This window comes from Streptomyces fildesensis (assembly GCF_016107395.1).
GTDB lineage: Bacteria > Actinomycetota > Actinomycetes > Streptomycetales > Streptomycetaceae > Actinacidiphila > Actinacidiphila fildesensis.
Genome location: NZ_JAAIKO010000035.1, coordinates 78,844 through 89,555, shown reverse-complemented (window position 1 = coordinate 89,555; position 10,712 = coordinate 78,844). Strand labels below are relative to the sequence as shown.

The 10,712-nt window shown below is 69.4% G+C and carries 11 protein-coding genes and 1 riboswitch; of the genes, 10 read left to right on the top strand and 1 reads right to left on the bottom strand.

The window, feature by feature from the left end; all coding sequences use genetic code 11:
* The first annotated feature begins 160 nt into the window (after positions 1–160).
* The 10 genes from clsA (at position 161) to C6N31_RS31800 (ending at position 10,083) form a co-directional block, all read left to right on the top strand.
* Positions 161–769, top strand: coding sequence for a cardiolipin synthase ClsA (gene clsA, locus C6N31_RS31845; protein WP_138357399.1), 609 nt, complete (start codon positions 161–163; stop codon positions 767–769).
* Between the two features lie 23 nt (positions 770–792).
* Positions 793–3,288 carry a mannose-1-phosphate guanyltransferase gene (locus C6N31_RS31840; protein ID WP_138357398.1) on the top strand — a complete coding sequence of 832 codons (2,496 nt, stop codon included), beginning with the start codon at positions 793–795 and terminating at the stop codon, positions 3,286–3,288.
* Between the two features lie 63 nt (positions 3,289–3,351).
* Positions 3,352–4,293, top strand: a complete 942-nt coding sequence (locus C6N31_RS31835; RefSeq protein WP_138357397.1) for a DUF881 domain-containing protein — start codon at positions 3,352–3,354, stop codon at positions 4,291–4,293.
* Positions 4,290–4,622 carry a small basic family protein gene (locus C6N31_RS31830; protein ID WP_030364457.1) on the top strand — a complete coding sequence of 111 codons (333 nt, stop codon included), beginning with the start codon at positions 4,290–4,292 and terminating at the stop codon, positions 4,620–4,622. Before C6N31_RS31835 ends, C6N31_RS31830 begins: the two co-directional genes overlap by 4 nt.
* 7 nt (positions 4,623–4,629) lie before the next feature.
* On the top strand, positions 4,630–5,559 hold the full coding sequence (locus C6N31_RS31825) for a DUF881 domain-containing protein (RefSeq protein WP_138357396.1): 930 nt from the start codon (positions 4,630–4,632) through the stop codon (positions 5,557–5,559).
* Positions 5,560–5,623: 64 nt separating this feature from the next.
* Entirely contained in the window at positions 5,624–6,523 is a 900-nt protein-coding gene (locus C6N31_RS31820; RefSeq protein ID WP_232485908.1) for an FHA domain-containing protein, read from the top strand.
* Positions 6,524–6,564: 41 nt separating this feature from the next.
* Positions 6,565–7,302 (top strand): transcriptional regulator FtsR, encoded by a 738-nt coding sequence (gene ftsR, locus C6N31_RS31815; protein ID WP_138357394.1) that lies wholly within the window; start codon positions 6,565–6,567, stop codon positions 7,300–7,302.
* An 81-nt stretch (positions 7,303–7,383) separates the two neighbouring features.
* Entirely contained in the window at positions 7,384–7,857 is a 474-nt protein-coding gene (locus C6N31_RS31810) for a bifunctional nuclease family protein (protein ID WP_031518684.1), read from the top strand.
* A 192-nt stretch (positions 7,858–8,049) separates the two neighbouring features.
* Positions 8,050–8,658: a MerR family transcriptional regulator gene (locus C6N31_RS31805; RefSeq protein ID WP_198358759.1), complete on the top strand. Its 609-nt coding sequence runs from the start codon at positions 8,050–8,052 to the stop codon at positions 8,656–8,658.
* A gap of 57 nt (positions 8,659–8,715) precedes the next feature.
* Positions 8,716–10,083 carry a DNA polymerase IV gene (locus tag C6N31_RS31800; protein WP_138357392.1) on the top strand — a complete coding sequence of 456 codons (1,368 nt, stop codon included), beginning with the start codon at positions 8,716–8,718 and terminating at the stop codon, positions 10,081–10,083.
* Positions 10,084–10,107: 24 nt separating this feature from the next.
* Here the strand turns inward: C6N31_RS31800 and C6N31_RS31795 are convergent, their stop codons facing one another.
* Entirely contained in the window at positions 10,108–10,485 is a 378-nt protein-coding gene (locus C6N31_RS31795) for a PRC-barrel domain-containing protein (protein ID WP_244809023.1), read from the bottom strand.
* A 125-nt stretch (positions 10,486–10,610) separates the two neighbouring features.
* Positions 10,611–10,708, top strand: a riboswitch (glycine riboswitch).
* The last annotated feature ends 4 nt before the right edge of the window (positions 10,709–10,712 follow it).

Genomic DNA, 10,712 nt, shown 5'->3' with positions numbered 1-10,712 from the left:
GCCGATGGTACTGCAGGGGGGACCCTGTGGGAGAGTAGGACGCCGCCGAACAATTATTACGAGGCCTGGCCTCGGATCTTCGATCCGAGGCCAGGCCTTTTTGTCGTCTGGGGTAGGGTCGGGTGGAATCATCGGCACGTACATACAGGAGGGGCCCCCGGTGGAGGTCCAGGAGACACGGGTGCAAACGGATCGGATCTTCACGATCCCCAACATCCTGAGTATGGCTCGCCTGGTGGGCGTTCCGGTGTTCCTGTGGCTGATCCTGTGGCCGGAGTTCGGCGGTCCGAAGGCCGACGGCTGGGCTCTGCTGGTGCTCGCGCTCAGCGGCATCAGCGACTATCTGGACGGCAAGCTCGCGCGGCGGTGGAACCAGGTCAGCAATCTCGGCCGGCTCCTCGACCCGGCCGCGGACCGGCTGTTCGTACTGTCCACCCTGATCGGGCTCACCTGGAGGGACATCCTCCCCTTGTGGCTGCCGTTGCTCCTGTTGGCCAGGGAGGTGATGATGGGGGTAATGCTCCTGATCCTCCGGCGGCACGGATACGGGCCGCCGCAGGTGAACTTCGTGGGCAAGGCAGCCACCTTCAACCTGATGTACGCCTTCCCGCTGTTGTTGCTGAGTGATGGCAGCGGATGGCTCGCCACGCTGGCCGCAATTTGCGGATGGGCGTTCGCCGGATGGGGTACAACTCTGTACTGGTGGGCAGGGATCCTCTATGTAGTGCAGGTCCGCAGACTTGTGCGGATGGACGCCACGGCTGATTGAGCCGCAAGGAGGACTTTTCCGACATGAAGGCCGTCGTGATGGCCGGCGGTGAAGGCACGCGCCTTCGCCCAATGACCTCGAGTATGCCCAAGCCCCTGCTGCCGGTTGCGAACCGGCCGATCATGCAGCACGTGCTGACGCTGCTCAAGCGGCACGGTCTCACCGAGACCGTGGTGACCGTGCAGTTCCTCGCATCCCTCGTCAAGAATTACTTCGGGGACGGCGAAGAACTTGGCATGGAGCTCACCTACGCCAATGAGGAAAAGCCACTCGGGACAGCCGGGAGTGTGAAGAACGCCGAAGAGGCGCTCAAGGACGACTCCTTCCTTGTGATTTCGGGCGATGCGCTCACGGACTTCGACCTCACCGAGCTCATCGAATTCCACAAGGAAAAGGGCGCACTTGTCACCGTATGCCTGACGCGGGTGCCCAACCCGCTGGAGTTCGGCATCACGATCGTGGACGAAGAGGGCAAGGTCGAGCGCTTCCTGGAGAAGCCGACCTGGGGCCAGGTCTTCTCCGACACCGTCAATACGGGCATCTACGTCATGGAGCCCGAGGTCTTCGACTACGTGGCCGCCGACACGTCCGTCGACTGGTCGAGCGATGTCTTCCCGCAGTTGATGAAGGAAGGCAAGCCGGTCTACGGCTTCATCGCCGAGGGCTACTGGGAAGACGTCGGCACGCACGAGAGCTACATCAAGGCGCAGGCGGACGTCCTCGAGGGCAAGGTCGATGTGGATCTCGACGGCTTCGAGATCTCACCGGGCGTCTGGGTGGCCGAAGGTGCCGAGGTCAGCCCCGACGCGGTACTGCGCGGTCCGCTGTACATCGGGGACTACGCGAAGGTCGAGGCCGGAGCGGAGATCCGCGAGCACACGGTCATCGGCTCGAACGTGGTCGTCAAGTCCGGGGCGTTCCTGCACAAGGCCGTGATTCACGACAACGTCTACGTCGGTCAGGGAACGAACCTGCGCGGCTGTGTGGTCGGCAAGAACACCGACATCATGCGGGCGGCGCGGATCGACGACGGTGCCGTGATCGGCGATGAGTGCCTGATCGGCGAGGAGTCGATCATCGCGGGCAACGTCCGCGTCTATCCGTTCAAGACCATCGAGGCCGGCGCGTTCGTCAACACGTCGGTCATCTGGGAATCGCGGGGCCAGGCGCATCTGTTCGGTGCGCGCGGTGTCTCGGGAATCCTGAACGTGGAGATCACCCCGGAACTGGTCGTCCGGCTGGCCGGTGCCTACGCCACCACGCTGAAGAAGGGGTCCACGGTCACCACGGCCCGCGACCACTCCCGTGGTGCGCGAGCGCTGAAGCGCGCGGTGATCTCGGCCCTGCAGACCAGCGCCATCGACGTCCGGGACCTGGAGAACGTCCCGCTGCCGGTGGCCAGGCAGCAGACGGCGCGCGGCAGCGCCGGCGGCATCATGATCCGGACCACCCCCGGCACCCCGGACTCCGTCGACATCATGTTCTTCGACGAGCGCGGCGCGGACCTGTCGGCGGGCGGTCAGCGCAAGCTGGACCGGGTCTTCGCCCGCCAGGAGTACCGGCGTGCGTTCCCCGGTGAGATCGGGGACCTGCGCTTCCCGTCGAGCGTTTTCGACTCCTACACCGGTTCGCTGCTGCGGGCCGTCGACACCTCGGGTGTCGCGGAGTCGGGGATGAAGGTCGTCGTGGACGCGGCGAACGGCAGCGCGGGGCTGGTGCTGCCGAGCCTGCTCGGACGGCTGGGCGTCGACGCGTTCACCATCAACCCCGGGCTGAACGAGGCCCGGCCGACGGAGACCGCGGACGAGCGCCGGTCCGGGCTGGTGCGGCTGGGCGAGATCGTCGCCTCGGCGCGCGCCGCCTTCGGTGTCCGGTTCGACCCGGTCGGTGAGCGGCTGTCGCTGGTGGACGAGCGCGGCAGGATCGTCGAGGACGACCGGGCGCTGCTGGTGATGCTGGACCTGGTCGCGGCCGAACGGCGCAGCGGACGGGTGGGACTGCCGGTCACCACGACCCGTATCGCCGAGCAGGTGGCGGCGTACCACGGCACGCAGGTGGCGTGGACGACGACGTCGCCGGACGACCTCACACGGGTCGGCCGGGCGGAGAGCACGATCTTCGGCGGCGACGGCCGGGGCGGCTTCATCATCCCCGAGTTCAGCAGCGTCTTCGACGGGTCGGCGGCGTTCGTGCGGCTGATCGGCCTGGTGGCCCGTACCCAGCTCACGCTCAGCCAGATCGACGCCCGGATCCCGCGCGCCCATGTGCTGCGCCGCGATGTGGCGACACCGTGGGCGGTCAAGGGGCTCGTGATGCGGAGCGTGGTCGAGGCCGCGGGCGACCGGTCGGTGGACACCACCGACGGCGTCCGCGTCGTGGAGCCCGACGGCCGCTGGGTGATGGTCCTGCCCGACCCCGCGGAAGCGGTCACCCATTTGTGGGCGGAAGGGCCGGACGACGCGTCCGCCCAGGAGCTGCTCGACGAGTGGTCGGCGATCGTGGAGGGCGCGGGTCGCTGATTCCGGGCCCGAACGGCGCGCCGTAAGGGGGCCGTTCGAGTGGAGCGGCCCCGACGTGCAACGATGTGCGGCATGCCGCAGCAGCACCAGGATGGGAGCAGCCCCAGCCCGAAGGCCCCGCCACGGCGCCCCGACGCCTCGATGTCGCTGCTGACCAACGTGATGGATCACAGCCTCGACGACGGCTACGCGGAGGCGGCGGAGCGTCGTGGCGTGGTGGGCAGCTCACGGCTGCCCACCACGCTGCGGGCCAAGCTGGGGTTCGCCGTGGGGCTGGTGCTGGCGGCGCTGGTCGTCACGCTCGGGGCCGCGCAGGCGAATGTCGCGGCGCCCACGGTGGCGCTGGAACGCCAGAAGCTGATCGAGCGCATCCAGTCCGGCACGAGCTCCGCGGACGCTCTGCAGAAGAACGTGGACCAGCTGCGCGACGAGGTCGACGCGAAGCAGCGCGCGGCCCTGGGCGACCAGGGCGTCGGCAGTACCGCCCTGGTGGCGCTGGAGGCGGGCGCCACGCCCGTCAAGGGTCCGGGGGTGAAGCTGGTCGTCGACGACGCCAAGGAGGCGTCGACGGGGAACGGCGGCGGGCCGCGGGAGAGCAACGGATTCTCCGACACCGGCCGGGTGCGCGACCGTGACATGCAGCGGATCGTCAACGGGCTGTGGGCGTCGGGAGCCGAGGCGATCTCCGTCAACGGCCAGCGTCTGACGGCGCTGTCGGCGATTCGTGCCGCCGGTGACGCCATACTGGTCGACAACAAGCCGCTGGCGCCTCCGTACACGGTGCTGGCGATCGGGGACGGCCAGCGGCTCAGCACGGCCTTCCAGGAGAGCGCGGACGGGCAGTATCTGCACGTACTGCAGCAGAGCTACGGGATTCGCGCGAGCATCTCCGCGGAGGACGAGGTGCGGTTGCCGGCCGCCCCCAGTCTGATCGTGCGCTACGCCAAGCCGGTGCCCGGCAACACGAAGGCGGACGCCGCCAGAACAGGGAAGGGTACGAAGTGATCGCCGTACTGGGCCTCGTCGTGGGAGTCGTGGTCGGACTCGTGGTCCGCCCCGTCGTGCCGACAGTGGTCGAGCCCTATCTCCCGATCGCCGTGGTCGCCGCGCTCGACGCCGTCTTCGGCGGTCTGCGGGCGATGCTCGACGGGATCTTCGACGACAAGGTGTTCGTCGTCTCCTTCCTCTCCAACGTGGTGGTGGCCGCGCTGATCGTGTTCCTCGGGGACAAGCTCGGTGTCGGCGCGCAGCTGTCCACGGGTGTGGTCGTGGTCCTGGGCATCCGGATCTTCTCCAACGCGGCTGCCATCCGCCGCCACGTCTTCCGGGCGTGACCGCCGTATGAGCGACGAAGAACTCCCCGAGCGCGCCGTGACGCCCGAGAGCGACGGCGTCCCCGAGAGCGCCGGAGCACCGGAGCGCGCCGAGACCCCGGGGCACTCCGGTGCCCCCGAGCCGGACGACGCGCCCGCGCGGCCCGGGAAGACCCTGCCGCCCGAGGTGCCTGCCGCCCCGGCATTGGACGCCGGGCCCGCCAAGCCGGCCCCCGGCGAGACCGGCCGGCAGCGGCTGCTGGCGGGGCTGTGGCCGCCGCGGCTGTCCCGGGCGCAGCTCATCGTCGCGCTGCTGCTGTTCGTGCTGGGTCTCGGGCTGGCCATCCAGGTGCGCTCCACCAGTGACAGCGGGGCCCTGCGGGGCGCCCGTCAGGAGGACCTGGTGCGCATCCTGACCGAGCTCGACAACCGCACGCAGCGGCTCCAGGACGAGAAGCGCCGGCTGGAGACCCAGCGCTCCGAACTGGAGACCAGCTCCAACCAGGCCGAGGAGGCCCGTAAGCAGACCGAGCAGAAGGCGCAGCAGCTCGGTGTGCTCGCCGGTACGGTCGCCGCGCAGGGCCCCGGCATCAATCTGACGATCGCGGACCCCAAGGGCGGCCTGGAGGCCGACAAGCTGCTGGACACCCTGCAGGAGCTGCGAGCGGCCGGGGCCGAGGCGATCCAGATCAACGATGTACGGGTCGTGGCCGACACATACTTCACCCAGGGTTCCGACGGCATCGAGATCGACGGCCACAAAGTCGTCCAGCCCTACCGGTTCAAAGTCATCGGAAATCCGCAGGACCTGGAGCCGGCGCTCAATATTCCTGGTGGAGTGGTGCAGACTTTGAAGAAGGAGCAGGCCACGGCGGATGTCGTCCGTTCTGAGAAGATCGTCGTGGACGCCTTGCGGCCATCGAAGCAGCCTGACTACGCTCGGTCGTCATCACAGTGACGCGGGGGGTCGGAACTTCGTCGGGGTGGTCCGTGTTGGAAACTGTGTGTAGCGAGGGTTCGTCCTGCCCCACGGGCGGGTCTGTTTCGGTCAAGGGGAATCGCCCGTGAAGTTGTTTGGGAAGTTGTTCGGCAAGAGCGCGCGGCAGGCCAAGCAGGCCGGTGATCCCGCTACCGCGCGTCATCGTGCCCCGCGCCACGGGCAGGAGGACGGCGCGGCCGAGGGGCGGCCGCTGTTCCGCGACGAGCCCGCCGGGGCCTACGGCGACATTTCGGGCGGACAAGGTGTGGCGTCTGTTGACCCTGCCGCGTCCGGCCGCATAGGTTTCGGAGAACCATCAACCTCAAGTACGGGTGGAGGGTTTCCCTCCGCTCCGTACGCTTCGAACGTCCCCGCGGGCGATCCGCGGCAGGAGGCTCAGTCCATGACGGCCTTGCCGGTATGCACGAGGTGCGGGCACACCAACGCGGAGGCGAGCCGCTTCTGCTCCAACTGTGGTGCGCCGCTGCGTGCCGGGGCTCCGTCCGAACGGCCGTCGGAGACCACGTCCACGATCTCGATCTCGGGGCTGGAGGCCTACGAGGCCGAGGCGACCGGTCAGATCGTGACGCCGTCGCTGTCCCCGGAGGCCCAGGCGGCCGTGGACGCGCTGCCGATCGGTTCCGCCCTGCTGGTGGTGCGCCGCGGCCCGAACTCGGGCAGCCGCTTCCTCCTGGACGGCGAACTGACCACGGCCGGCCGTCACCCGCAGAGCGACATCTTCCTGGACGACGTCACCGTCTCGCGCCGCCACGTGGAGTTCCGCCGGGCTGCCGACGGTGGCTTCACGGTCTCGGACGTGGGCAGCCTCAACGGCACGTATGTCAACCGGGAGCGGATCGACTCCGTGTCCCTGGCCAATGGCGACGAAGTCCAGATCGGTAAGTACCGACTGGTCTTCTACGCGAGCCAGGGCGGCATCTGAATCCCCTGGACTCCGTCCGGGGGGACCCTCAGGGAAGGCCCATGCTTAGAACACCGTCAGGCGGTGCCGGAAACGGCACCGCCACCGCGGACGGCCGGCTGCTCAGCATCGGGGCCGTGCTGACCCACCTGCAGGACGAGTTCCCCGAGGTCACCATCTCCAAGATCCGTTTCCTGGAGGCGGAGGGCCTGGTGGAGCCCCAGCGCACTCCTTCGGGCTATCGGAAGTTCGCGATGCGCGATGTGGAGCGGCTGGGCCATGTGCTGCGGATGCAGCGGGACCACTATCTGCCGCTGCGCGTGATCCGGGAGCATCTGGACGCGCTCGACCGGGGTGAGCAGATTCCGCTGCCGGGGCCGGGCGAGGCACGGGAGCTCGCGGACGGCACGGCGGCCACCGAAGGCTCCGGCGAGCTGCGGATCGGTCGGGAGGCACTGCTGGCCGCCACCGGCGCGGAGCCGGCCGACCTCGACCAGTGGGAGTCCTACGGCCTGGTGGAAGCCGGCCGTGACGGCGGTTACGACGCCGAAGCGGTGAACATCGGGAAGCTGATCGTCGACCTGGGCCGCTTCGGGCTCGAACCGCGCCATCTGCGCGCGGTGAAGGCCGCGGCCGACCGGGAGGTCGGCCTGGTGGAGCAGGTGGTCGCCCCGCTGCGGCGGCACCGCAACCCGCAGACCCGGACACACGCCGAGACGACCGCCCGGGAACTGGCCGCGCTGTCGGTCCGTCTGCACGCCGCCATGGTCCAGTCCGCCCTTCGCCTGCGGCTCTTCTGAGAAGCTGTGCGATACCTGTCAAGTCCGCCGTGCGGGATGCTCGACTACCCAAACCGGCCGGGCACGTCCTAGGGTTACTGTGTGAACGAGCTCGACGTCGTGGGTGTCCGGGTCGAAATGCCCTCCAATCAACCGATCGTGCTCCTGCGCGAAGTGGGAGGCGACCGGTATCTACCCATCTGGATCGGGCCTGGGGAAGCCACGGCCATCGCCTTCGCGCAGCAGGGCATGACGCCTGCTCGCCCGCTGACCCATGATTTGTTCAAGGACGTGCTCGAAGCGGTCGGACAGACGCTCACCGAAGTGCGGATCACCGATCTGCGCGAGGGTGTCTTCTACGCCGAGCTGGTCTTCGCCAGCGGTGTCGAGGTCAGCGCCCGCCCGTCCGACGCCATAGCGCTGGCCCTGCGCACCGGAACGCCGATCTACGGCAGCGACGGAGTGCTGGACGACGCGGGGATCGCCATCCCGGACGAGCAGGAGGACGAGGTCGAGAAGTTCCGCGAATTCCTGGACCAGATCTCGCCGGAGGACTTCGGCACGAGCAACCAGTAGCGGGCTTTTTTGGCCCATCCGGCTAGCCGTTCCCCGTTCGGGGGCACGCGAAACCACTCTTGGGGTTGATATCACTCGGCGTGCCGAGTGTGGCGATCGTTGACGCACCCCGAGTGACTGCCTACCGTCGAGATGGAAAGTCCCGTTGGCACGTGCACGTGCCGACCGGGACGCGAAGGGACGGAGGGCGGCGTGAGAAGCACCGGCGACGGTATGGCCACGGGCGGCCCGTATCCCACCCATGGGGCCTTGGCCCGGCAGCCCGCACCGGCCGGCGGTGCGGTGGCCGGCGCGGCGGAGCCCGAGACCGAGACGGTGGGCTACCGGGGGCCGACGGCGTGCGCGGCGACCGGCATCACCTACCGCCAGCTGGACTACTGGGCGCGTACGGGCCTGGTCGAGCCGAGCGTCCGGGCGGCCTACGGAACAGGCGCGCAGCGCCTCTACGGGTTCCGGGACGTGGTCGTCCTCAAGATCGTCAAGCGGCTGCTGGACACCGGGGTCTCCCTCCAGAACATCCGCACCGCCGTACGCCACCTGCGCACCACCGCACCCGCCGAGCTCACCCGGATGACCCTGATGAGCGACGGCGCCACCGTGTACGAGTGCACCTCGCCCGATGAGGTCGTCGACCTGCTCCAGGGCGGCCAGGGCGTCTTCGGGATCGCCGTCGGAGTGGTGTGGCGGGACGTCGAGAGCTCCCTCTCGCAGCTGCACGGCGAGCGGGTGGACACCGGTGAGACGCTGGCCGGCCACAACCCCTCCGACGAGCTGGCACGGCGCCGCAACCGCGTGGGGTGAACCGTTCGCCGTACGGCCGTACGGTGAATGTCAGTGCCGTGCGGGAGCATCGGTGACGTGAGAACCGCTCCGACGATCCTGCACCTGGACATGGACGCGTTCTACGCCGCGGTGGAACAGGCCTCCAAGCCGAGCCTGCGGGGCAAGCCGGTCGTGGTCGGCGGTCTCGGACCGCGCGGCGTCGTCGCGACCGCGTCCTACGAGGCACGTGTCCACGGCGTCCATTCGGCGATGGCCATGGCGCACGCACGGCGGCTGGCCCCCAATGCCGCCTACCTCATTCCCCGCTTCGACCTGTACCGGCGGGTCAGCGAGACCGTGATGGGGATCCTCGGGGAGCTGTCGCCGCTGGTGGAGCCACTCAGCCTGGACGAGGCCTTCGTGGACCTGGAGGCGGGCGGGACGACCGAGGCCCCTCGTGAGGTGGCGGAGCGGGTACGGGCGCGGATCAGGGCCGCCACGGGGCTGACGGCCTCGGTGGGGCTCGCGGGCTCCAAACTGCTGGCCAAGATCGCCTCCGAGCAGGGCAAGCCGAACGGCCTGGTGGTGGTCGAGCCCGGCACCGAGCGGGCGCTGCTGGACCCGATGCCGGTCCGGGTCCTGCCGGGCGTCGGGCCCGCGACCGGTGAGCATCTGCGCCGCGCCGGGATCGGCACGGTCGGCGAGGTGGCGCTGGCCGGGGAGTCCGAGCTGGTGCAGTTGCTCGGCAAGGCGCACGGCGCCTCGCTCTACGCGATGGCCCTGGGCCTGGACAGCCGGCCCGTGGTCGCGGACCGGGACGCGAAGTCCGTCTCGGTGGAGGACACCTTCGACGTGGACCTCACCGACCGGTTCCGGGTGCGCTCGGAGCTCGACCGGCTCGCGGACCGCTGTGTGCGGCGGCTGCGGGAGGCCGGGCGATCGGGCCGGACGGTGGTGATCAAGGTACGGAGCTACGACTTCAGCACCCTGACCCGGTCCGAGACCCTGCGGGCGCCCACGGACGACCCCGGAGTGGTGCGGGAGACCGCGCGGCGGCTGCTGGACCCCGTCGACACGGCCAACGGGGTCCGGCTGCTGGGTGTGGGCGTCACCGGGCTCGCCGACTTCACACAGGAGGACCTGTTCGCCCAGGCCGCCGAGCTGGAGGCCGAGCTCGTGGCGGAGGCCGCCGCGGTGCGCGCTGCGGAGCAGGCCGAGCGGGAGGCGGCGGATCCGGAGGGCCGGCCGGCGCCGCCGGCGGAGCCCGCGCGGGCCGTGCGGTGGATGCCGGGGCAGGACGTGCGGCACACGGAATTCGGTGCCGGGTGGGTGCAGGGCAGCGGCGTGGGACGGGTGACCGTGCGCTTCGAGGAGCCGACGGACTGCGTACCGGGCCGGGTGCGGACGTTCGCCGTGGAGGATCCGGAACTGGAAGCGGCCGAACCGCTGCCGCTGGTGCCCTGACCTGGGCACATGGTCTCCGGTCGCTCAGTCCTCGCCGGCCAGCCGGCCGAAGTCGTGGTCTCCGGCGCTGGGGGCCTCGGTCCCCGCGGACGGGACGTCCATGCCGTAGTGGTGGTAGAGCTGGATCTCCTGCTCGGGGGAGAGATGGCGGCCGACGCCGAAGTCGGGGGCGTCCTTGATGAGGGCCTTAGGGAAGGGGACCCGCAGCTGCCCGTCCACCACCTCGCTCGGCTCCAGCGGTACGAACGCGTCACGGCTGAACAGCCCGGTGCGTACCGCGGCCCACTCCGGCTGTCCGGTCGCGTCGTCGAGATACACCTCGTCGACCGTGCCGATCTTCGCCCCGTCGCTGTCCAGGGCCCGGCGGCCGATCAGGCTGCGGGGATCAATATCGGTCTGCACGGTCCCTCCAACAGATCGGTGCTGCTCTGCTAGACCAACCAAAGGCCACATTGGGGACGGTGTCGACTCGAGGGATCCACGAGGAATCCGCCCCCATCCCCGCTGGTAGGCTGAATGGCGGCTGCAGACCCCATGCGGGAGAGTCCTCCGAGATCGTGTCGGGGGCGCCGAAGGAGCAAATCCTCCCCGGAATCTCTCAGGCAACCGGTACCGCATGGATGAGGTCA

Excerpts from the sequence above, each read along its gene's own strand:
- ftsR (WP_138357394.1), top strand. The coding sequence starts at position 6,565 with ATGCTTAGAACACCGTCAGGCGGTGCCGGAAACGGCACCGCCACCGCG.
- C6N31_RS31835 (WP_138357397.1), top strand. The coding sequence starts at position 3,352 with ATGTGCGGCATGCCGCAGCAGCACCAGGATGGGAGCAGCCCCAGCCCG.
- C6N31_RS31840 (WP_138357398.1), top strand. The coding sequence starts at position 793 with ATGAAGGCCGTCGTGATGGCCGGCGGTGAAGGCACGCGCCTTCGCCCA.
- C6N31_RS31825 (WP_138357396.1), top strand. The coding sequence starts at position 4,630 with ATGAGCGACGAAGAACTCCCCGAGCGCGCCGTGACGCCCGAGAGCGAC.